The 21,217-nt window shown below is 59.3% G+C and carries 21 protein-coding genes and 1 pseudogene; 12 read left to right on the top strand and 10 right to left on the bottom strand.

Going from position 1 to position 21,217, the window contains the following annotated elements:
- The first annotated feature begins 96 nt into the window (after window positions 1-96).
- Window positions 97-639 carry a LysR substrate-binding domain-containing protein gene (locus GGQ64_RS27160; protein ID WP_343059596.1) on the top strand — a complete coding sequence of 181 codons (543 nt, stop codon included), beginning with the start codon at window positions 97-99 and terminating at the stop codon, window positions 637-639.
- A 238-nt stretch (window positions 640-877) separates the two neighbouring features.
- Here the strand turns inward: GGQ64_RS27160 and GGQ64_RS27155 are convergent, their stop codons facing one another.
- Window positions 878-1,846: an NAD(P)/FAD-dependent oxidoreductase gene (locus GGQ64_RS27155; RefSeq protein ID WP_183808430.1), complete on the bottom strand. Its 969-nt coding sequence runs from the start codon at window positions 1,844-1,846 to the stop codon at window positions 878-880.
- A 110-nt stretch (window positions 1,847-1,956) separates the two neighbouring features.
- A complete protein-coding gene (locus GGQ64_RS27150) occupies window positions 1,957-2,451 on the bottom strand; it encodes a YciE/YciF ferroxidase family protein (protein WP_183808429.1) in 495 nt (164 codons plus the stop codon).
- 234 nt (window positions 2,452-2,685) lie between these two features.
- Between GGQ64_RS27150 and GGQ64_RS27145 the strand changes: the two genes are divergently transcribed.
- Window positions 2,686-3,852 (top strand): extracellular catalytic domain type 1 short-chain-length polyhydroxyalkanoate depolymerase, encoded by a 1,167-nt coding sequence (locus tag GGQ64_RS27145; RefSeq protein WP_183808428.1) that lies wholly within the window; start codon window positions 2,686-2,688, stop codon window positions 3,850-3,852.
- 674 nt (window positions 3,853-4,526) lie between these two features.
- Here GGQ64_RS27145 and GGQ64_RS27675 read toward each other — a convergent pair.
- Window positions 4,527-4,664: a hypothetical protein gene (locus GGQ64_RS27675; RefSeq protein ID WP_210300477.1), complete on the bottom strand. Its 138-nt coding sequence runs from the start codon at window positions 4,662-4,664 to the stop codon at window positions 4,527-4,529.
- Window positions 4,665-5,026: 362 nt separating this feature from the next.
- Here GGQ64_RS27675 and GGQ64_RS27140 point away from each other — a divergent pair, with 362 nt between their 5' ends.
- The 5 genes from GGQ64_RS27140 (at window position 5,027) to GGQ64_RS27120 (ending at window position 7,519) form a co-directional block, all read left to right on the top strand.
- Window positions 5,027-5,377: a hypothetical protein gene (locus GGQ64_RS27140; protein ID WP_183808427.1), complete on the top strand. Its 351-nt coding sequence runs from the start codon at window positions 5,027-5,029 to the stop codon at window positions 5,375-5,377.
- A gap of 320 nt (window positions 5,378-5,697) precedes the next feature.
- Entirely contained in the window at window positions 5,698-5,892 is a 195-nt protein-coding gene (locus GGQ64_RS27135; RefSeq protein ID WP_183808426.1) for a hypothetical protein, read from the top strand.
- 299 nt (window positions 5,893-6,191) lie between these two features.
- Window positions 6,192-6,650, top strand: a complete 459-nt coding sequence (locus GGQ64_RS28000; protein WP_246422979.1) for a hypothetical protein — start codon at window positions 6,192-6,194, stop codon at window positions 6,648-6,650.
- A gap of 133 nt (window positions 6,651-6,783) precedes the next feature.
- Complete coding sequence (locus GGQ64_RS27125; RefSeq protein WP_183808425.1) at window positions 6,784-7,065, top strand: hypothetical protein; 282 nt, start codon at window positions 6,784-6,786, stop codon at window positions 7,063-7,065.
- Between the two features lie 190 nt (window positions 7,066-7,255).
- The gene (locus GGQ64_RS27120) at window positions 7,256-7,519 is read left to right on the top strand and encodes a DUF1488 family protein (protein ID WP_183808424.1); all 264 of its coding nucleotides are present in this window, start codon (window positions 7,256-7,258) and stop codon (window positions 7,517-7,519) included.
- Between the two features lie 497 nt (window positions 7,520-8,016).
- Here GGQ64_RS27120 and GGQ64_RS27115 read toward each other — a convergent pair whose 3' ends face one another.
- Together GGQ64_RS27115 and GGQ64_RS27110 are read right to left on the bottom strand one after the other, a co-directional pair.
- Window positions 8,017-9,420, bottom strand: coding sequence for an enoyl ACP reductase FabMG family protein (locus tag GGQ64_RS27115; protein WP_246422978.1), 1,404 nt, complete (start codon window positions 9,418-9,420; stop codon window positions 8,017-8,019).
- A 216-nt stretch (window positions 9,421-9,636) separates the two neighbouring features.
- A complete protein-coding gene (locus GGQ64_RS27110) occupies window positions 9,637-10,608 on the bottom strand; it encodes a LysR family transcriptional regulator (protein ID WP_246422977.1) in 972 nt (323 codons plus the stop codon).
- 31 nt (window positions 10,609-10,639) lie between these two features.
- Here GGQ64_RS27110 and GGQ64_RS27105 point away from each other — a divergent pair, with 31 nt between their 5' ends.
- From GGQ64_RS27105 to GGQ64_RS27095, 3 genes are all read left to right on the top strand, one after another.
- The gene (locus GGQ64_RS27105) at window positions 10,640-11,233 is read left to right on the top strand and encodes an isochorismatase family protein (RefSeq protein WP_183808423.1); all 594 of its coding nucleotides are present in this window, start codon (window positions 10,640-10,642) and stop codon (window positions 11,231-11,233) included.
- 37 nt (window positions 11,234-11,270) lie between these two features.
- Window positions 11,271-12,035 (top strand): pirin family protein, encoded by a 765-nt coding sequence (locus tag GGQ64_RS27100; RefSeq protein WP_183808422.1) that lies wholly within the window; start codon window positions 11,271-11,273, stop codon window positions 12,033-12,035.
- Window positions 12,036-12,254: 219 nt separating this feature from the next.
- On the top strand, window positions 12,255-13,058 hold the full coding sequence (locus tag GGQ64_RS27095) for an SDR family NAD(P)-dependent oxidoreductase (protein ID WP_183808421.1): 804 nt from the start codon (window positions 12,255-12,257) through the stop codon (window positions 13,056-13,058).
- Window positions 13,059-13,123: 65 nt separating this feature from the next.
- Here the strand turns inward: GGQ64_RS27095 and GGQ64_RS27090 are convergent, their stop codons facing one another.
- Window positions 13,124-13,993: a LysR substrate-binding domain-containing protein gene (locus GGQ64_RS27090; protein ID WP_183808420.1), complete on the bottom strand. Its 870-nt coding sequence runs from the start codon at window positions 13,991-13,993 to the stop codon at window positions 13,124-13,126.
- A 102-nt stretch (window positions 13,994-14,095) separates the two neighbouring features.
- On the opposite strand from GGQ64_RS27090, the gene GGQ64_RS27085 reads away from it, so the two are divergent.
- Window positions 14,096-15,172 (top strand): alkene reductase, encoded by a 1,077-nt coding sequence (locus GGQ64_RS27085; RefSeq protein ID WP_183808419.1) that lies wholly within the window; start codon window positions 14,096-14,098, stop codon window positions 15,170-15,172.
- Between the two features lie 364 nt (window positions 15,173-15,536).
- On the opposite strand, the gene GGQ64_RS27080 is transcribed toward GGQ64_RS27085, so the two are convergent.
- The 3 genes and pseudogenes from GGQ64_RS27080 to GGQ64_RS27070 all read right to left on the bottom strand — a co-directional run.
- Entirely contained in the window at window positions 15,537-16,718 is a 1,182-nt protein-coding gene (locus tag GGQ64_RS27080) for a phage portal protein (protein WP_183808418.1), read from the bottom strand.
- A 485-nt stretch (window positions 16,719-17,203) separates the two neighbouring features.
- Window positions 17,204-17,824: a hypothetical protein gene (locus tag GGQ64_RS27075; RefSeq protein ID WP_183808417.1), complete on the bottom strand. Its 621-nt coding sequence runs from the start codon at window positions 17,822-17,824 to the stop codon at window positions 17,204-17,206.
- A gap of 202 nt (window positions 17,825-18,026) precedes the next feature.
- Window positions 18,027-18,890 (bottom strand): annotated as a pseudogene (locus tag GGQ64_RS27070) (phage terminase large subunit family protein); the annotation flags it as partial.
- A gap of 81 nt (window positions 18,891-18,971) precedes the next feature.
- On the opposite strand from GGQ64_RS27070, the gene GGQ64_RS27065 reads away from it, so the two are divergent.
- Entirely contained in the window at window positions 18,972-20,690 is a 1,719-nt protein-coding gene (locus GGQ64_RS27065) for a recombinase family protein (protein ID WP_183808415.1), read from the top strand.
- Here GGQ64_RS27065 and GGQ64_RS27060 read toward each other — a convergent pair.
- Window positions 20,687-21,160, bottom strand: coding sequence for a hypothetical protein (locus GGQ64_RS27060; protein WP_183808414.1), 474 nt, complete (start codon window positions 21,158-21,160; stop codon window positions 20,687-20,689). The two genes, GGQ64_RS27065 and GGQ64_RS27060, sit on opposite strands and share 4 nt — an antisense overlap.
- Window positions 21,161-21,217 lie beyond the last annotated feature (57 nt).

Raw genomic sequence — 21,217 nt, 5'->3', positions numbered from 1 at the left:
TTTTCGCTAACCGAACTTTAAGGCCATCGCTGAGTGTGAACGAAGCGTAGTGGAATACCCCAACATTAAAGTTGGCGAGGACTGCATGGGCAATCGGTGACGGCCGCGAAGTATCCGGACATCAAAGTCGAGTTCATCGTCGACTACGGCTTGGCAGACATCGTCGCTGAACGGTTCGATGCAGGCGTCCGGCTTGGAGCGATTGTTTCGCAAGGCATGATTTCCGTGTGCATCAGTCCTTACCAACGGATGATCGTCGTCGGCAGCCCGGACTACATCGAGAAACATGGTATTCCTTCATCACCACAGGAACTCACGGCGCATCAATGCATCAATCTCAGGCTACCGACACATGGCGGAACCTATGCCTGGGAGTTCGAAAAGGACGGTGAGGAACTGAGGGTGGACGGTCAGGTCATCTGCAATGGCATCAGGCAAATCTTGAACGCAGCGATCAGCGGCTACGGTTTCGGCTTCGTGCCTGACGGCCTCGCGATACCCGACATCGAAGCGGGACGGCTGGTCCAAGTGCTATCCGATTGGTGCCCCTCGTATCCGGGGTACCACCTCTATTACCCGAGCAGCCGGCAATCCTCCGCAGCGTTCAGGGTGGTCCTCGACGCATTAAGGCAGAAGTGAGTTTCCAAACCTGCGTGGGTCCCATTCTGTCTGCAGCGCGCCCCATGTCGGCCTTAGGGACCAGCTTGGCGGCTGCCCGAAAGCAGACCGTCGCAGGACTGGCTGGACGACTGCCATTGGTGGAAGTTAAACCTATCGAAGTTCTTGACGTTAAGCTCCCGTCACGAAGCGAGGCGTTGTGGGAAAGGTGTATGCCTGTCGCAACATGCGGCAACCATCTGCTTGGCGTGCCCTGAGGCTAGCGGCGGACAAGAGTGGTGATCTTGCATAGATCATTTCTGATCGTCGTGGCAGCCACGCCTGCCTGCCCCATCGCGGCACTGATCTGATCCAGTCCAATCACGACATCTCCTGCTGCGTAGAGACCTGGTACTGTCGTCCTCTGATGGTTGTCGACCAGAACGCATCCGTCGTCTGACTTACGTGCACCAATCCCTGCTGCCAGCTCCGATCGAATGTCCGATCCCAGCGCGGCGTATACTGACGCAAACACAAGGCTCCCCGTTTCGGTGGTGATGCGGATCGCCTCTTGCTCCAGATGGATCGATGTCAACGGACCCTGTTTGATCGCGATACCAAGCTCCACCAGCCGAGCCCTTTGCTGCCGAGAAAGCCCGTCCAGCCTTTCGGGTGACACCAGGGTCAGGTCTTTTGTAAAACTCCTTAGAAAAACTGCCTCCTGGAATCCATTTGATCCAGCCCCAAGGACCGCGACGGTCTTGTCCGTGACCTCGAACCCGTCACAGACGGGACAGTATCGAAGGAGCCCACGAGCGACCGCCTCGTCGTGTTGAGTGGACGGAATTGAGGGTCTTCGATTGACGACGCCGGTAGCGATGAGGACTGCCCTCGCCAGGATGTTACCTGTGCTCGACGACACGACATAGGTCCCGTCCCCATTCTGGAGTTCGGTTACCCTGTCAAGACACGTTTCGGCCCCGTACTTGGCCGCTTGCGCCCGCATTCTGGCCAGCAGTTCCGCACCACTGATGCCGTCGGGGAACCCCGCTAGGTTATGTGATATCGGGATGCTCGCGGCGCGGCTGGTGTTGTCGTCGAACACTGTCACCGAAAGATGGAAGCGCGCTAGGTAGATTGCCGCCGTCAGTCCTGCGGGTCCGCCGCCGATGATGACGCAATCGCGAATCTCAGTCTTTTCCGCGTCGACCTTAGCTCTACCCTGAATCGCTGTCGCGTTGGCGGTCATCTTCGGTCCGATGGGCGAGCGTTCATTTAGCTTGAGCGATGCGCCATGAAGAAGAAAGATACGAAGAGAGACGACCACCCGACGAACCGGGTGGCCTGTGTCATGCTAGGTCAGGCAGCCTTAGCTTTCTGATTAGCGGATGCCACCGCGAGGACGCTCAAAGCCTTGTCGGTCTTTGTTTCCTCATCGAGAGTTGCGCCCAAAAGAGTTGCTGCGTCCTTCATTCCGAGCGTTTCAGCCCAACGCTTGAGCGTGCCGTAACGTGCCATCTCGTAGTGTTCGACAGCCTGCGCGGATGATACGAGACCGGCGTCCAACGCGGGTGTCCCCTGGTATTCCTCGAGGATTTCTTCGCCCTCTTCCAGAATCCCTTCGATGGCCGGACAGGTTTTGGCCTGCGGACGCTTGCCGAGGATTTCGAAAACCTGCTGCAGACGGTCGATCTGGCCTTCTGTTTCCTCGCGATGTTTCTCGAAAGCCGCCTTCAGCTCAGGGGACTGAGCGCCTTTTGCCATCTTCGGCAGGGCCTTCAGAATTTTTCGCTCGGCGTAGTAGATGTCCTTCAGCGTATCGAGGAACAGGTCTTCCAACCGTTTTTCGGTCATGGGGTTTCTCCATTTATTGTTGTTGGGGATACGCAGACACAACCCGTCGATGGTTGGATAGTTCCGGTGTAGCTAAAATAAACATCTGTCGTCGCGCCGCACAGAAAATCGATGGTCTTCTGGCCCCATCACTGGACGCCCAATTCTTTTGTGCAGTGCAGCAACCATTCGCGTATAGATGCGTTGGGCGGTGTCAGCATCGCGTTGGCCATTGCAACATAAGGATGCTCTGAAATGAGAAATCTATCGGACACCATTGCCCGCCTTGCCACACTCAAAGCTGCGTATGGTCAGGGGAAACTTCGTTCCCCTCGTGACCGTCTGAAAGATATGAACACAACCGGCTCCAATCCCGGAGCCCTGAGAGCGAGGACATTCATTCCAGAAAATCTCGTCTCGGGCGCGCCGCTCGTGGTTGTCTTGCACGGCTGCACGCAAAGCGCGGCCGCGTACGATGACGGCTCCGGTTGGTCGGTTCTGGCTGAGCGATATGGATTTGCACTGCTCTTCCCCGAGCAACAGCGGGCGAACAATCCCAACCTCTGCTTCAACTGGTTTGTGCCGGGCGATGCAAAACGCGACGCAGGCGAAGCCCTTTCGATCCGCCAGATGATCGAGACCATGGGGAAGAGATACGGATTGGACCGAAGCCGCATTTTCATAGTCGGACTTTCAGCGGGTGGTGCGATGTCATCAGTGATGTTGGCCAGCTATCCTGATATCTTTGCTGGCGGTGCCATCATCGCGGGATTGCCCTATGGCAGCGCGACGACCATGCCGGAAGCATTCGATCGCATGCGTGGCCATGGCGGGCCGAGCGAAACCGAACTGCAGAAACTTGTTCGCAGTGCGTCCCCCTACCAGGGAAAGTGGCCGACGATTTCCGTTTGGCACGGAACTGCCGACAGCATTGTCGACGCATCGAATATGGAGACCATCATCCGCCAATGGGCAGGACTGCACGGTGTCCAGGCAACAGACTACGTCTGCGAGAGTGAAGAGAGGTATCTGCGCAAAGTCTGGCATGGCGCGGACGGACGGGTGCTCATCGAATCCTACGCAATCCATGGCATGGGCCATGGCACGCCTTTAGCAACCGGCGGCCCAGACGGTTACGGAAAAGCCGGTCCCTACATGCTGGAATCCGGCATATCCTCCACACTACAGATTGCAACGTTTTGGGGCCTTGTAGACGCTGCGCACCGTCGTCGGGACGATACAGCAGACACTCCGTCGGAGGACTACGTCCACACGGGCGAGATTCTCATGCCTGGAGCGCTCGCCGATGCAAACGAGACGGATCGGTCAAATCGACGTCAACATGGTTCGGCGGACGCGCAGCCCGTGGGTATTCAGAAAATCATCGAAGACGCACTCCGCGCTGCGGGGCTGATGAAGTAAGCCCAAAGTCCGTCGCATGCTTCGGACTGATCAACAATCGATACCTTGCCATCAGTCCATGCATTGCGGAGTCAAGACGAAAAGCCGTCGCGCGGCGAATGCGACGGCTTAACCTACGTGTAGTGGAATGGAATCACGGGATTGCTACGGCCGTTGGCTTTCCAAACGCCCTCACGAGCATACTGGCCGCCACAGTAGGTTTTCGCACTCCGTTTTTGTATAGACGGATCACCGCGCGACCTAGTGCCTCGGAGCTGCCGTCATCACCGAAAATCCTGCAAGCTTGCCTTGCCGCCTCGAACATCTCCTGAAGCCGACCCAGTTCATCAGGTGCGAATACGGCGTCGACTGGCGGTGCGTCATCGTGATGAAGTTTGTCTTCCGGCGGCGGATGTAAATGGTGCATAGGTATCTCCCTAGTGGGCGAGAGATGCCAACCCCCTGTCGTCGCGCGCCGTTAATGAAAGGACGATATGCCGACTGTGCGCCTTTATGGGGACTTTGTATATAAACAAAGACATACCGATCGAGAACAGTGCGCGCCCGCTGTGATCGACGGTCAAGAATGCTGTCCCCTTGATGAGCAGGATGAAAGCTGTCCGATAGGATATCGCGACCGCTGCCAGAACATGATGCCGTCAGGCGGCTGCGTCCCTGAAGTTGCCGTCGACATATCAGTACGCAAGCACGACCCCTACAATGAACACAAGCGCCATGATTGGTATCCACCGCCCAACGATGTCATCGCCAAGCAAGGAGACCAATTGAGCCGAGGCGTTAAGGTAGGTCAGGCGCAAGGTTTCGGAGAACATACCGTCCTCCTTTCAGATCAGGGCCAGGGTTGATTTGCCCTCACACAGCAGCGCCCGTGACATGACTGCTGAAGGGCAGACAATGCGCGCTCCTGTCCCCTTTAGCAAATGGTCATTGAGGTACTTCGGCGAGGGGCATCCCGTCCAAGACTGATTACCTGTTTCGCCAGCGTGGGGGCCGCCGATCGGGATATTGGCGTTCAAACATGCGTCTCGCCGGGCGGCAACCACCTTGAGGTTGATATGTGGCAGTCTCGCTCCAAAGGGGGACGAATTCATGCAAGGTTTTGAATCCTCTGGTGCTATAGTAATTTTCTCGCCCGCAATAACGCGGATTCGGTCATTTACGATCGGACAAGGTCATGGACATCCCCACATGGATTAAACCCGCACTAACCGGTGCGGCTTTTGGCGCTTTTGCCATGGTTGTTTTTGGATTTTCTTGGGGGGGATGGGTGACCAGCGGTACGGCACGTAGTATTTCCGCCTCGGATGTATCATCGGGCGTCGCTCTCGCCTTGACTCCCTACTGCATTGAACGGTCGAAGGGCGACCCTGCGGCAACTAAAGTGCTCGCGGATATCAAGTCTGCATCACTCTATGGGCGTCGCTCGATTGTCGAGAAGTCCGGCTGGGCTACCCCCCTGGGAGCCGACCAGCCAAACTCCGCTCTAGCCTCGGCTTGCGGGGATGAACTGATAAAGGCCCTGTGAAAATAGAGCACCCTCTGGCTACTCCAGTGCAAAGGTTCGGTTCGCGGCTTGTGGCTGTCGTGGCCGCGAGGACGCCCGCATGCTGTCAGCGGCTCTCAACGAGGCTAGTTCCCGGTGCCGAGCAATGACAGCAGCCATAAAGAACACCTGCCGCGCGGTTTCTAAGCCGATGCCCGGGACACCTATGAAAAGGGCCAAGACAATCCACTAGACCCTCTCTTCATCCTTAGAAGATGAAGACGGAACGTGGAAAGGCTACCCAACCCTGTCGGGTATTGTAGATGAGCCGCCGTGTTGGCTGGCCAACAGAGGAGACTGACATGAGCTGGCAACTTCAGGACAATGCCAACCGATCGGGGCGCAAATCCTCGCAAAATCGCGACCAAACGACGATTGCCTCGATGCGAATTACCGAACAAGAAAAACACGCTCGCGATCGAAAGAGCCTGGAACTGCGCGAACTCCGCCTTTCAGCACCAATTGCAATGCCCGCCCCGCCCAAGGCAAAGCAATAAGAAGACGTGATGACACAGTTCTGAAGAATCCGGAATCCTGGGCGCACTGTATATCTTCCCTCGACGGCGTCGATATCCGACTTTTCCAAAACGTAAGCGGCAGGACTACTATGTCAGGCGAGAGCATGGAGGAGTGCTCCTCGGACAAAAGATGTTGGGCTGTCATCGCGGGTCCGAATGAAACCTGCACTCGCTTGCGTTACGGGCCGTTGCGGCGCATCGTACAAGTGTCGGTAGCATTGTCACGGGCACTACTGTTTGAGGGCTAGTTACCCTGGCCCCAATGAGAGGAGGACGCCATGTCTTCCCATCCAAGCTTTACCGCCATCTCCCCCAGCGAAATGGAAATGATCCAGTCAGTCTTGGCCAAGGCGGGCTACGACGACAACGTTCTGAAGGACGACCAACAACATAGCAACGCGGCCGCACTCCTTGTGATGAAGCTGTTCCGCGCGGGTGAGACCTCTCCGCATGCTCTCTCAGCGCAGTTGGAGTACAACTTCGGGAAGGCGAGTCGAAACAAGCTTCCCTACCAATCGCCATTTGCGCGCTATGCCATTCAAGGCCTGCCCCGCAATCTGAGAGAACACGGTCGTGTCTTCAGCAAGGTGCGTGCGCGATCCATCGAAGCAGACGAACAGTCCTGGGAAAACGAAGGCGGCGCGGTAGGCCACACCCGTGCTTGCTCGCCATTGCTGTTCGACAGCACAATTGCTCTGGCCCTGAAAGGTGAGCGGCAATGTCTAACCGATCACTGATGGCTACCTTGCTGGTGCTGTTATCAATCGCGATGGTTTGGACTTTCCGCCCGGAACCCGGAAACCATCAGTACGGTCCGGCGACACTGAGTGAGCCAACGTCATCGCAATAGAAGGGCGGGCGATACCGGACATGATAGAGAGAACGACAAACAGCGAGATAACTTTCGCGCACCCGTTTGCACTGAGTAGCCTTGTGGCACCTTTACAAGCTGGGACTTACCGTCTCGTCGTTGATGAAGAGCTTATCGAAGGGCTCAGCTTCCCGGCCTATAGACGTGTGGCGACCCATCTTGAAATCCCTGCAATTTCAGTGGAAGCGGGCACACGCCAGTTTTTGCAGGTCACCGCGGCGGAGATTGAGAGTGCACTTCGAAACGACGCAGAAATGGCGATAGGCTGGCCGACGAACTAGGAGCACGCGCCCCTGATATCGTTGGAAAAATGGAAAGACCATTTCCCGTCACATCCATCAGCAGCCAGCATCGCTTCGTGATCGTCCGCATCGGTCGACGTCACCTCTACCCGATCGCGATCAAATCTCAGGCAGCCGGTCAGGCCGACTGCCTCCAATCGGACTGCATCCGTAAGCGAAAGGCACATCCATGACACTGATCTTTCCAAACCGCAGCCGCAGCTACGACGACGCGATGAATGCCGTCCGCTTTCTAGGCTACGACGGCATGTTTGAGGTGCCATTCTCTATCGAGGCTGCCGCACTCGGGAAGTCAGGCTCTTCGGAGATCATAGCTTCAGAATGTCTGGTGGCATTCGATGCGGCACGCGGCACGATCCTCGAAGTTGCGAAAAAGGCATATGCGCGTGACCGCCGGACTCTCTATGTGCTGAAAGCCAAAGATTTCCGATAGATTTGGCCGCGCAATTCCGAGACCTCAATGGAGCAAGGCTATGAATCCTCACCCTCGACTAACCATGAACGCTGGTACTGGACTGTTACTCCTCATTTGTACCGGCACGGCTGCCGCCATGCTATATGTTGTTCTGACCAGTATCACATACTAATCGCCCTCGCCGTAACAGTGGCAGTCTGGCGTCGTCGGCTTTGCGCCAGTCCCGTGACAGGGCGGTTCCGGCTTGAGCGGCCTGTCCGCAATGCGCCCGCATGTCGGCCGTAGAGACTAACTTGGCCGTTGCCCGAAAGCAGACGTCGCCAGCGACAGGGCTGGACGACTGAAAACGCCAAAAGCAGCCATTCATTCACGCCGCTCAGTGGCCGACATCATTCAGCTTTTCACGGCTTCGAGCGCTGCGGATTTCCGGTGCCTCGGCCAGACGAGAAAGAAGTCGGAGGGACCTCGAAGCACGACCTAGCCGATCTGGACGAGCCGCTTTTCGGCAAGGTCATTTACGATGCCAGACTGATCTGCGGCAACGAAGACAATGAGGCGCTTCCCGACACCTGCCTTGTTGCAGATGGCGACCTGCTTATAGGAACCTCATGGGTAGCATTCAGGCGACGGGCTACGACATCGTGGTTCAACCACTGGACGGGGCCACTCGGTGATGACGATGCACCGAAAATCAACTGCCCCGTTGCTTCGACCACAAGCGCGCTCAGGAGATCGCTGATGACGACCTTGCCGCTACGGTGCATCGCGGTGATTTCATTGGAGGTACCGATCGTTAAATCGGCCTGTGCCTGGCTGTTGGGCATCGGCCATGCGGCGAAGTCGTAGAACGGCACCATGACGTCACTCGCCTGCAGCTCTGCGATCTTGGCAAAGACATCGTCCAAGGTGAACCCTTCTGCCAGAAGCTCCTCGCATGCTCGCCATTGTTCGTCGGCCCACCGGCCGCCGTTCTCTTTTCTCAACGCAAGCAGGAGCGGAATGAGAGGCAGCTCGATGCCCGTGAACACGTCCGAGGAATTCGTCCGGATTTCGGGGCAGTTATAGACGGTCGCCCTCACACCCTTGGACCACGCATCTTCAGCTATGCCTTCGAGCCGCATCTTGGCGTAGCCCTGGGTGTAGTTGGTATAGGTCTGCCAACGGTACTCGCCGTCGATCAGGATACCCGTGCCGTGGTAGCCGTATGCTGTGTACCGAACCTGACCGCCCGAGGCTTCGCTACGCTTGCGGATCGCCGCGCTGAAATCGATCAGATGTCGGAACGTGTTGGCCGAGACCTCATCAAAATTCCGGAGGATCAGCTTGCCCATGTCACTGTCGAGCAGCGCCTGCGTGGACATGTGGCGCGCGCCAGTTCCCTTGTAGATGCGGTTGGCGACGACGAGGAATTTCTTCGCTTTCGGAATGCCGCCGGCCATCGTGTGGGCAAAGAATACGTTGTGGCCCTCGGGGATCATGCCGTCGAGGACAGCCATGACCTGCGCCAGCGCATCCGTGAACCGTGCCGTGGCGACAGCCTGACATTTTTCGATGTAGTCCCAGTCAAGCTTTTCAGACTCCCAGCCTTCCAGCGTCAGGCGAGCCAGAAGGTCGGTAGGCGTGGGGCCGCCCGGGGGAGCATCGAGATCGAAGCCGGCCATCAAGGGGACGTTGATGATCTCGCCGCCCAGCCGCGCCTCGGCCTCAGAAAGCTCTTGATCCGTCAGGGGCCGCAGAACATTGTTCTCGTCCCGCCTCCCGACCGTGATCCCCACGATCTGCATTCCCGCTTTCCGAGCCTGATCGACGAGACCGGTCGCATAGCCACGGCCGAACAGCTCGCCAAACAGGACGAAGACATCGCCGTTTCGAAACACGGTGTTTTCGGAGATGGTCTCCAGCGAGATTGGATTTTTCATAGGTTCAGTTCTTCAAACTTTAGGGTCGTCGGGCAGTCGCCACGACAGTCGTTAAAGTCTACTTGAACAAAGAGAGCTTCGATGGAAAGTCATTTAAAGTGACCGAACATCTCGAAACGTGAAGTACCACAACGACTTGCCCGCGGCCGCCCATTTGCCTTGCCCATGCCCCTTGATGATCGATTGACGAAAAACCTAAGGCCAAGCAGGTGTCGATCAATCCGCGAGCGCGCTTTCGAACTCCGCGACGATCGCCTTGATCAGCTTGCCCGTGATCCTGTCCTTCTGCCACAAGGCGGTCACCTCCACAGGCGAGGGTTCCCAGTCTGGCAACACGCGCACGAGCCTGCCTGTTGCCAGCTCCGCCTCGATCATGAAATTCGGCAGGTTTGCGACACCCAGGCCCGCGAGCACCGCGTCGATCAGGATTGTCTGCCTGTTGGCAGCAAAGCCGATCCGGGGATGAGCCTTGGCCGTCCCGCCTTCCGAGTTCCGCAAATCCCATTCTACGAGATCGCGACGGATGGCGACTGCCGGCACTTCGGCAAGGTCTCCGGGTTCATGAATGTCGGTGTGCCTGGTCAGAAAACTCGGGCTGGCGACCAAAGTCCTCGGTAGACTTGCGATCTTCTTCGACATCAACCCGGAATCGGCGAGCGAGCCCATCCTGACGACGAGGTCGTAACCTTCCTCAATCAGAGACACCCGACGGTCGGCAAGGGTCATGTCGATGACGACATCCGGGTAGCGCGTCTTGAACCGAATGAGGGCGGGAGCGAGGACTTCGGTCGCCATATCGGGCGGCAGGGACAGCTTGACTGTCCCAGCCAGTGCTACCCGTTCGTCCTGGACCTCGGCGACGGCCTCCTCGGCAAGCATGAACGCGTCGCGACTGCGATCGAAAAGCTGCTGGCCGTGTTCTGTTAGCACGATGCCCTTCTTGGTACGGCGAACCAGTCGGACGTTCAACGCTTCCTCAAGCGCCGAAAGGCGACGGGACAGTGTCGCCTTGGAAATCCCGGTGGCGCGCTCGGCGGCGGCTAGGCCGCCAGCCTGGGCGATGCGAACGAACAGCGCGAGGCCGTCAAAGTCTCCGAATGTCTTCATGTTCCATAAATGGAACACGAACTTGGCATTTTTCAAGTCTGCCGAGGTCTGTGTTTCAGGATTATGTTCTTCTTCAAGCAATAACGCTTAGCAAGCCAAAGGAGATCATGTCATGTACAAGCTGTTTACGCCCGAGAATTCCGCGCTGCTCCTCATCGACCACCAGGTCGGCACGATGCAGCTTATCAAGAACATCGACGTCGCCCAGGCCAAGCGTATGTCGCTGGCACTGGCGAAGGCTGCAAGCATCCTCGGCATCCCGACCGTCCTGACATCCAGCCAGGAAGACCGCCTGCAGGGACCGCTTCTGCCCGAGCTCCAGGAAATCCTTCCCGACGCCTTTGAGAAGCGCGTAAAGCGCGAGGGAATCGTCAACGCCTGGACCGACACCAACTTCAAAGCCGCCGTGGAAGCGACGGGCCGCAAAAACCTGATCATGGCTGGCGTTACCACCGACGTATGCCTGGTGTTCCCTGCGATCGACGCCGTCGGTGAAGGTTACAACGTCCAGGCCGTCATGGATGCATCCGGTTCGCCTTATGAGCTTTCGGAAGACATGTCCCGCCGCCGCATGCAGGACGCGGGCGTGATCCTGACAGCCACCAACACCATGATCGCGGAACTCGCCCAGAACTGGGGCACGGAGAACGGCCAGAAGCTCATCCAGCTGTTGTTCACGGAAGTCCTTCCGCCCATCGACGCCTAATCCGCCCCACGCCCGCTGCATAGAAAGAGTAACGTTTATGACCATCAGGGTACTTCCCATCCCCGAAAGCGGGATCGTGCCGCCCGAAACCCATCAGCAGCGGGCGCAGGGTCCCTTCCAGCTCCGCCGCATACGCCCCGGGATCATGCTCGGGCAGCCGGGTGACCCCGGGTTCGGGGGACTGGGAACCATCGACCACGCCAAGCTACAGCCCGGCCTCGTGGTGCGGATGCACGAGCACCGCAACGACGAGATCATTAGCTACATGCGGGCTGGCCAGATGCGCCATACGGACTCGGCTGGACACAGCGAGGTCCTGTCCTCCGGACGCCTGATGGTCATGAACGCCGGAAATGGCTTCTCGCATGAGGAAGAGGTCGTCGGATCGGACCGGATCGAGATGCTCCAGATTTTCGTTCGTCCAGAAGCCGCAGAACTGAACCCAGATGTCCAGTTCGTCAATCTCACGGAGGCCGATCGAAATGGCCACTGGCGGCTTCTGACGGGGCCCGTTGGGTCAAGTGCACCGACTTTCGTACGTCAGGCCGTCTACCTCTATGACGTGCGTCTCAATGCGGGCGAGGCCATCGATCTACCTTCGATGAAAGGCTTTGACCGATGGTTCTACGTCTTCGACGGCGAGGCGACCGTCGCCGATGAGAAGATTGCCAAGCACGTCGGGCTGATGGTGCCCGCCGAGGACAACGGCGTGACTGCAAGGGCTACGGTAGATTCCGACCTCGTGGTCTTTCTGGTGGACCGCAGTGCGAAATACTCACGCGAGGGAACGATGAGTGACTGATGCTCCGGGATGACTGCCTCAGAAATGGAGCAGTCATTTCCATTGTGAGGGTCTTTATCGCGTCTCCGCAGCACACGATCTTCAGTAGAATGGCAGGAAGGCGCTCCCCAATCTCCTTGGACTTCAGTGCACCAAGGCGACTGAGATCAGCGAATTCCCGAGTGACAACTCGGCGACGCGCCGGGAAACGAAATCCAAGAATATCCGAGGAGACTGACAATGCCATACCCCGACCACACCAACGCCACGCTGGCAGACCTCATTTCCCTGAAGGGGCGCACGGCCGTTGTTACGGGTGGAGCCGCGGGCATCGGGCGCGCGATCTGCAAGCGTCTTGCGGAGGCGGGTGCCGATCTGGTCATCGGTGATCTCGATGAGGCCAAGGCCGTCGAAACCGCTGCCGAGTTTTCCCGCTTCGGCGGCACGCACATTGGCGCGAAGCTCAATGTCAGCGACCACGCATCCATCACCTCACTCGCGGACCTTGCCGTGTCGAAGACCGGTCGCCTGAATATCTGGGTCAACAGCGCTGGTATCTATCCGTCGAATTCCGTGCTCGAAATTCCCGACGACGAATGGGATCGCGTTTTCGACATCAACGTCCGTGGCACGTTCAATGGCGCGCGGGAAGCTGCCCTGCGCATGGAAGACAACAAGGGCGTGATCGTAAACATCGTCTCGACCGCGGCTTTCAACTCCAGCAACGGAGCGAACCCGGCCCACTATGTCGCGTCCAAGCACGCAGTCGCGGGTCTCACGAAAAGCCTCGCAGTCGAACTGGGACCAAGGGGGCTGCGTGCCGTCGCGGTTGCGCCGACCTTGACTGAAACGCCGGGCGTAGCAACCAAGCGGATCAATCCCGCGGCGAACGAGGCGTTGATCAAGTATGGTCAGTTGCTTCCGCTGGGTCGGCTGGGCCAGCCTGACGATATCGCGCGCGCCGTCCTGTTCGCTGCATCGGATTTCGCCGGCTTTGTGACGGGCAGCGTCATTCCCGCAGACGGCGGCGATCTGGCGCGTTAAGGCTCACTACCCACACCTACAGACGACGTTCGACCCCGCTCGCCTTGACGACAAGCGGGGTCTTTCTATTTCAGGCGTGCTTTCAGGAATTCGATGAACCGCTGTGTTTTGGCGGGCAACAACCGTGTCTCGGTCACGGCGAAGAAAGGCATGGGTGCGCCACTCCATTCCGGCAGCACCCGCAAAAGCTTCCCTTCAGCGACCTCGTCCGCGACGACTTCTTCCGGAAGTAACGCGATACCCTTGTGCAGTGACGCAAGTCCCCGGATCAACGCGACGTTGTTCAATCTAAACCGACCTTTGACCTCAACCTCTGCGTTCCTGTCTCCGTTGCCGAGGTTCCAGACATTGTCCTTCATCCAGTACAGGCATTCATGGTTGGCCAGGTCTGATGGGTGATCGAGTGCGCCATGGGATTCAATATAGCTGGGCGACGCGTATAGGTACGGCTGGAGGCGAGCCAATGGTCTTGCGATCAGGTGTGAGATTTCCGGTTCGCCGAACCGGATCACGACATCGAATGGTTCCGAGACGGGATCGACCACGCGCTCGGTCAATTCGAAGTCGAAGGTGATCCCCGGATATGCCTCCGCGAAGTCGGAGATGATAGGCATCAGATAGCCTGTCGCGAATTCGGCTGGAAACGAAACCCGCAGGAGGCCGCTCGGCTGCTCGAGCATTTCGCCGAGCTGTTCATGGGCGAGCTTGGCTTCGTCAACGATGCGCCTGCATCGCTCGAAATAGATCAATCCGGCTTCGGTCAGCTCAATCCGTCGGGTCGTTCTGTGAAGAAGGCGGAGGCCGATCGTCTTCTCCAGGCTCGCGATGCGGCGCGACAGCGTCGAGTTGGGAACCCCGATGATCTCGGCGGCTCCCCGAAAACTTTTCGCCTTCGCCACTTCGACGAACAGGGCCATGTCGTTCAGTAGTTCCACGATTGCCTCATGAATGGATCAATGAGTTCCATTGTGCCTTATTATAATCGGAAAATGGAGCAGCCATCTTGGAAGGGAAACTCCAACCAGGAAAATTCCACAATGAACCAACTCTTCACGTCCGTCCGTGTCGGACGGTATGAACTTTCCAACCGCCTCGTCATGGCTCCTATGACGCGCTCGCGTGCGGGGAATGGCGACGGTGTCATCGCGGACGCCGTGCCGGACTATTACGAGCAACGCTCGGGCGCTGGGTTGATCATCAGCGAAGGCGTCTATCCGTCTGCCAGTGGCAAGGGATATGTCAGCACTCCTGGTATCGAGACCGATGCGCAGATCGCCGCCTGGAAGAAGGTGACGGACGCGGTCCACGCAGAAGGCTCGCGAATTTTCATGCAGGTCATGCATTGCGGACGCATCTCGCATCCGTCGATACAGCCGGGCAACGCGCTCCCTGTAGCCCCATCGGCGATCAAGCCGGCCGGCCAGACTTGGACGGCGACAGGCCAGCAGGAATTTGTGACCCCGCATGCGCTGACCGTCGCGGAAATCCAGGACGTCATCGCCGACTACAGGAGCGCTACACGGCGCGCGCTGGAAGCGGGTTTTGACGGTGTCGAGCTGCATGCCGCGTCGGGATATCTACCCGAACAGTTCCTGGCCTCGGAAAGCAACCATCGAACCGACGAATACGGTGGGACGATCCGCAACCGAATCCGTTTCGTGCTGGAGGTCCTGGCCGCCATGGTAGACGAAGCTGGCGGAGACCGGGTTGGCATCAAGATTTCGCCAGAAATGAATTTCAACGACATTGTCGATGAAAAACCGCAGGCGCTCTATTGGGAACTGGTCGAAGAACTGAACCAGTTCAGTCTCGCCTACCTCCACCTGACGCGGCAGGGCACTCCGGAGATGGACTACCACGCGCTTCTCCGCCCGCGTTTCAAAGGCCCGTACCTTATGGGGGCGGGTCTCACCAAGGAGACTGCGGAAGCCGCCCTTCAGGCGGGCAAAGCCGACGCTGCGGTCTTCGGCGAACTGTTCCTCGCGAACCCCGATCTGCCCGAGCGTTTCCGGCTGGGCGCAGCGCTCAACACGCCTGACCGAACCACATACTATGGTGGCGACGAAAAGGGTTACACCGACTACCCGACACTGAAGGTCACCGAGGCTGCCTGACGATCAACCAGGCATCCGGCCGCTAAACGGTGGCCGGATGCCGATGGTGCCGACTTGTTGCGCCTAAAGCGCCAGGCAAGCGATGTAGTTGCGGACTTGTGCGCTGACACTGTCTGCCCGCCAAAGAAGTTTCATTTCCATCTGTGGCATGGGATCGCTGACCTCGAGATAGACGACACCTTTGAAATTCAACGACTGCATTGGCGAGGGGACATCTGCGTGCTTGTAGGCGTGAGTTCGCAGCGGTGGGACAGGTGGACCCACCGCGCCGCCCACAGCGGCGCGTCGTTTCCGAAATCAGCCATCGTGAAACCCTTCAGATTGTGCCGGTAGGCAGTGGCTATTCGCTACTGTCGACTGGTTCTCAGTACCCCACCGCCCGCCGCTTCTCCTCGTCGCTGAGAAACCCTGCGCCACCCACGCGTGCCCAGAGTTCGCCGCGCTCGGCTGAGAGCCCGGCCACCTGGTCGAGGTCCGGCGCAAGCCTGAGCGGGGTCGCCCGTCCCTCGGAGAACCAGCCCGACAGGGTCGAGGCGGTGCGGAAGATCAGCGGCAGCACGGTCAGCCGCCAGAAGGCGCGGTTGGCCTCCTGGTAGTTGGCGTAAGTTGCGTCGCCGGGAATGCCGATCAGCATCGGCGGCACGCCGAAGGCGAGTGCGATGTCGCGCGCCGCCCCGTTCTTCGCCTCGACGAAGTCCATCTCGCGCGGCGAAAGCCCCATCGCCTTCCAGTCGAGCCCGCCTTCCAGCAGCATCGGCCGGCCGGCCCTTGCGGGACCCGAATAGCCCTCCTCGAGCTCCGCCTTCAGCCTGTCGTACTGGTCGGGCGAAAGATTGCCGCCGTCCTTCGGCTGGTAGACCAGCGCGCCGGAGGGCCGCGCCGAATTGTCGAGCAGCGCCTTGTTCCAGTGCGCGGCGGCGTTGGAGAGGTCGAGCGCGACCGAGGCGGCTTCCAGCGGCGCAAAGCCCAGATGGTCGTCGAGCGGGTGGAACAGCCGCAGGTGCAGCACCGCAGCTCCCCCCGCAGCCGCCCCGCCTGCCCCGCCGTCGGCGGCCGGATAGCGCCGGACATGGGCGCCCGCCCGGTATTCATAGGCTTCCGGCCAGCCGTCGCGGCCCTCGATCACCCGCACCCGGTCGGGGCGCAGCAGATGCAGTTCGCGCAGGTCCCCGCCGATCCGAACACCCTCGACGAAGGCGTTGCCGGAGATCTGCAGGTGGCCGTAGAGCGCCTCGAAGAATTCGTTGCCGCCCATCCGTGCGTTCGGCCGGGAAAGCAGCCCCGCCACGGGATTGTCGGCAAGCTCGTCCTCGCCCTCGTAGACCAGCCACGGCACGGAGGCCGCCGCTTCCGCAATCATCCTGACCGCCCGGTGCGCCACCGGATTGCGCATGAAGCCCTCGCGGGCCAGCGCGGCGTAGCTGCGGCTCGTCCAGCGTGCGCGCCCCTCCGCCGTCAGCGTCACGAAGCCGCCCGCCTTGGTCTCGGGCACGGCACCCGCATTCGCCCCGGCGCGCCGCCAGGCTTGAAGAAACGGAAATCTCATGAAGGTTTATCCCTGTTCGATCCAACCCGGCGCCGCCCCTCGTTCAGGGCACACACCCATGCCTCCGTCACCCCGGACCCGATCCGGGCTTGACAGCACCGCGTTCGCGGCGCGGAAAATGCTCAATTCGCGCAAGGACTTGCGCGGGCTGGATACCGGCTCGGAGGCCGGTATGACGGAGAGGAAAGGGCCCGCCCCGCCATCCCGTCAGCCCCGGCCCGGAACCTCGCTCCCACCGCCCGGGGCCGCCCTTGAAGCAAGGCGCGCACCCATACTCCCGTCACCCCGGACCCGATCCGGGGTCTAGCAGCGCCGCGTCTGCGGCGCGGAAAATGCTCCTTTTTGCGCAAGGACTTGCGCCGGCCGGATACCGGCTCGGGGCCGGTCTAACGGAGAGGAAAGCCCCACCCCGCCGTTGCCGTCCCGCCTGCCCTGCGCTTCCTGCCCTGCGCTTCCTGCCCCGCGCGCCCTGCCCCGCAGCCCCCTCACGCGGTCGTGTAGCTGATCGCGGCGTAGTATTCCCGGGCGTAGCTCGCCACCAGCATCTTCTTGTCCTCGCCGTTGATGATGCGGCGGGCGTTCTCCCATGCCTGCTTGCGCCCGGCGAAGTAGTCCGAAAGCTTCCTGCCGGTGAAGGAGCCGTGGATCATGCCGTAGAAGAGGATGTCGACGGCGGTCTTCAGGTCCATCGCCAGTTCCGGCTTGCCTGTGAGGTCCAGCCCGGTCGCATCGGCCATCTTCGCGTAGTTCGCCTCGTGGGTGAGCTGGACGAGGCCGCGCCCCAGCCAGCTCTTGCCGTTTTCATCCTTGCGCCAGTAGGGCCTGCTCACCCAGGGTAGCCGTCCCGTCCTGAAGGCCCGCTCGAGGATCGCGATCGCCCGGTCGTCGCTGCCGGCAAAGGTCTCGCGCACGGGCTGCATCGTCCGGCCCGTCTCGTGATGCGCGGTCGCCAGCATGTAGGCGAGCCAGCGGTCGTCGGCGTCCGGCATCTCCTTTTCCCACTTGTCGAGGATCGCCGTCAGCCCGTCGACCTGGGCCTGCTTCAGCGAACCGTCGAAGAGATGGCCGCGCGCATAGTCGAAGAAAGATTTCCTGTTGATGGCCATTCCCCTCTCCATCCGCTCGACCCGAAAGGCATGCGCCGGCACGGGACGCGTTCGCAGCGTCCGTCCCGCCGATCGCGCGAAAACCACGCCTTCGTGATATCCAAGGGCGCGCCAACCGGCGGCAACCCATTATATCAAGACAAGCTAATATACACACCATAGAACTGCACCCGGCCGCACCTGCGCCCCTGGCGGGTTCCGTTCAGACGCCCCTGACCCGCGGCTCGCCATGCCGTTCGAGCAGCAGCGCCGTCAGCGCCCAGACGAGCGCGTCGAGCCGGTCCGGCGAGCGGCCGGCGGACAGCCCGTCCGGGCCGAAATCGCACATCTGGTCTTCCAGCTCGGGAAAGGCTGTGGCATGCAGCACCCGGCCCTGCTCGTAGAGGGCCGCCACCGGCTCGGCGCGCAGGAACTTGCCGCGCGTCGCCCGCACCGTCGTCACCGGCAGGTCGGCGTCGATGCTCCGCAGCATCGCCGTCACCATGTCGCCGCCCTGGTTCACCTCGGCGATGACCCGGTCGGCGTCGAAGCGCCGGAAGGCCTGCACCACGGCACCCGCCCATCCCGCCGGGCTGGCGCCGGTGACCGAGCGGTCGGCAAGCACCACCGCCCGCCCTGCCGCATCCAGCCCGGCCACGACGATGCCGCAGCAGGACTGGGCCGACGCCGTCGCCGGCGGATCGACCGCCACGACGATGCGCAACAGGGGGCCAGAGTGGGGGCTGGCCTGGGGTCCTGCAAAACGCTGGCGCACCGCCTCCAGCCGTTCCCGGCTCCAGAGCGCGTCCTCGCGGTCGGTGATCAGTTCGCCGTCCAGTTCCTGCCTTCCGAGCCGCGTGCCGCCATAGCGTTCGTTCAGCGCCGCGATGAAGCCGGCGGCGAGATTTTTCGCATTGTCGGCCGTCCGGATGCGCTCCAGCGTCGTCTTCCGGTCGGCGGCAAGGGTCCGCAGCAGCGGTATCGCCCGCGGCGTCGTCGTCACCAGCGCGCGCGGATTGTCGCCGAGCCGCAGCCCGAACTGCAGCATGTCCCAGGTCTCCTGCGCATGTCGCCACTTGCCGAGCTCCCTGCACGTGCGCTTTGTTAGTGAGCCTGTGCAGGGCTTTTTAACGCTTCGGCGTTACGGACTTTCGACAGAGGCAGAGCAATGGCGATCAGACCTAAAGCATACTCCTACATACGTATTTCATCGAAGCGTCAGTTAGACGGTGATGGCCTTGCACGTCAGTTGGCAAAGGCACGCGAATACGCTGCACAACACGATCTGGATTTGGATACCGAACTGCAAGACGTTGGTTCGGGCTATCACGGCAAGCACGTAAAGTTTGGTGCGCTTGGCGGCTTTCTCCGTCTTGTGGAGCAAGGCAAAGTCCCAGCGGGTTCATGGTTGCTTGTCGAAAGCCTTGACCGCCTATCTCGTGAAGACGTGTTGGTCGCACAAGGCCAGTTCATCGATCTTCTTCTTGCGGGAATAACGATCGCAACGCTGCTCGACGGTCAGGTCTATCACAAAGACCGCGACGACATGCAGTTGATCATGTCCCTCGCCTACATGATGCGGGCGAATGATGAATCCTCTACCAAGTCGAAACGGGCAAAAGCGAAAATCCTCAAGCGCAAGGAACAGGCGCTAGAGGGTGAAAAGCGGTACAATGTCAGCCTCGTGCATTGGATCGATCAAAATCGCATCGGCTCAAGTCACGATTACGAATTTACGCTGAACGACCACGCTAAGACGGTCCAACGAATTTACGAACTCGCCGACAGTGGCATCGGAACGCATAGCATCGCTCGAATCTTGAACCAGTCCGATACGCCGGTATTCCGACCGAAGATCAACGTGAAGAACCAGTGGCGTGATGCTACTGTTGCGGCGATCCTGCGTGATGAAACCTGCATCGGGACATACAAGGTTTTCCAGACCGTCGATAGCGAACGGCTACCCTTGGGCGAACCGATCAAGAACTATTATCCCGCTGCAATCACAGAGGAACTATTCTGGCGAGTGCAACGCAAGCGGCCTGAGCACCCAAACAAGGGCAACGTAGGCAAACGCTTTGCGAACCTATTCCCTCGTCGGACAGCCTGCGCACATTGCGGCAGCGCCTTGAAAATGGTCACGAGCCTAAGCCAGAAGAACCCGCGCAACTACTTCACATGCAGCAATCGCGTCCTAACAGGTGGCCGAGACTGCAACACCGAGCCGAAGACCTTCCGTTATGACGAGTTGGAAGCAGCGGTCCTGATGTACGTGACGGATTTCCACAAGGCCGCGCATGAGGCTCTGGAAACTCGGACCTATGACCTGAAACAGATCAATACGGAACTGAACGCAGCCCAAGCGAAACGACGCGATTTCGAGCAGCGTATCGCCAACTTGCGCGACGATCTTGAAACGGAGAACGACGCGGAAGAACGTGCCTATGGCCGCAAGCGGCTTGCCGAACTACGAGGGAAGCGCGAGCAGCAGATTGCTCATATAGCGGAGTTACAGAAGCAGATATCTGAGGCGGATGAGCATAGGCAGCAACTTGCGACTGTGAACGAACGCATCGCTATGGAACGGCTTACGTGGTCTACCGGGACTGACGAAGAGGTTTTGCAGAGCCGTTCGCGCGTTTCGAGGGCTTTAGCCGAGTTCATTACGAAAGTTCAGGTTGATTTCGTACAGCAGCAAGCGGCGGTTTACGTCGCTGGATACACCCGCATCTACTACTTCAAGAGCAATGGCGAACTGGCGACGACTGTGAACGGCACGAAAATGGCGTTCGCCGCAGTCGAAAAGATATTGCGGGCTGATGGGGCGCACGAAGCGACGATAGCGCAGGCTAAAGAAGCCCACGCTAAGATCAAAGCGGCGGTTTAAACCGCCAATGCAGCATTCCAGATTGCATCGATCTGTTCTGCTGTCTTATCAGCACGCGAAGCGATCAACCCAACGAGTGGGTCAAGGCGCTTAAAGGACTGAGCGTCTTCCCATACGATCTGCAAGTCTTCCTGCTCGCTCTCATCGGGAACCGAGAAGATAGCAGCGGTAATCACTGCTGTTGTCATTCCTGCGTTCTTAAATGCTGTACGGAATGCAACGCGAGAAAGCGGTGCCATTCGCTCTCGTTGCTCTTCGGGTGTCGGCGGAACATACGGACCGATTTCGGCTTCAGCCAAAACCAGATGGTACATCTCTACACATTCTTCAACCCAATCATCAGGGCTTGCCGTGTACGGAATCCAGCCGTGAACCGTGTGATTAATTTCCATATCAATTGTACCGTGTCGGTTGTACGCGCAATTGCGATATTTGTTGGTTTCCGCGCAGAACTGAGCCGGTTTTTCCACCGAGAAGTGAGCCACCTCTGAGTATGGTTTTCTGATCAGAGTTTAGTCAAGAGATTG

This window comes from Mycoplana azooxidifex (assembly GCF_014196765.1).
GTDB classification, from domain to species: Bacteria; Pseudomonadota; Alphaproteobacteria; order Rhizobiales; family Rhizobiaceae; genus Mycoplana; species Mycoplana azooxidifex.
The sequence above is the reverse complement of the archived record's forward strand: the minus strand, read 5'-3'. Positions and strand labels throughout refer to the sequence as shown.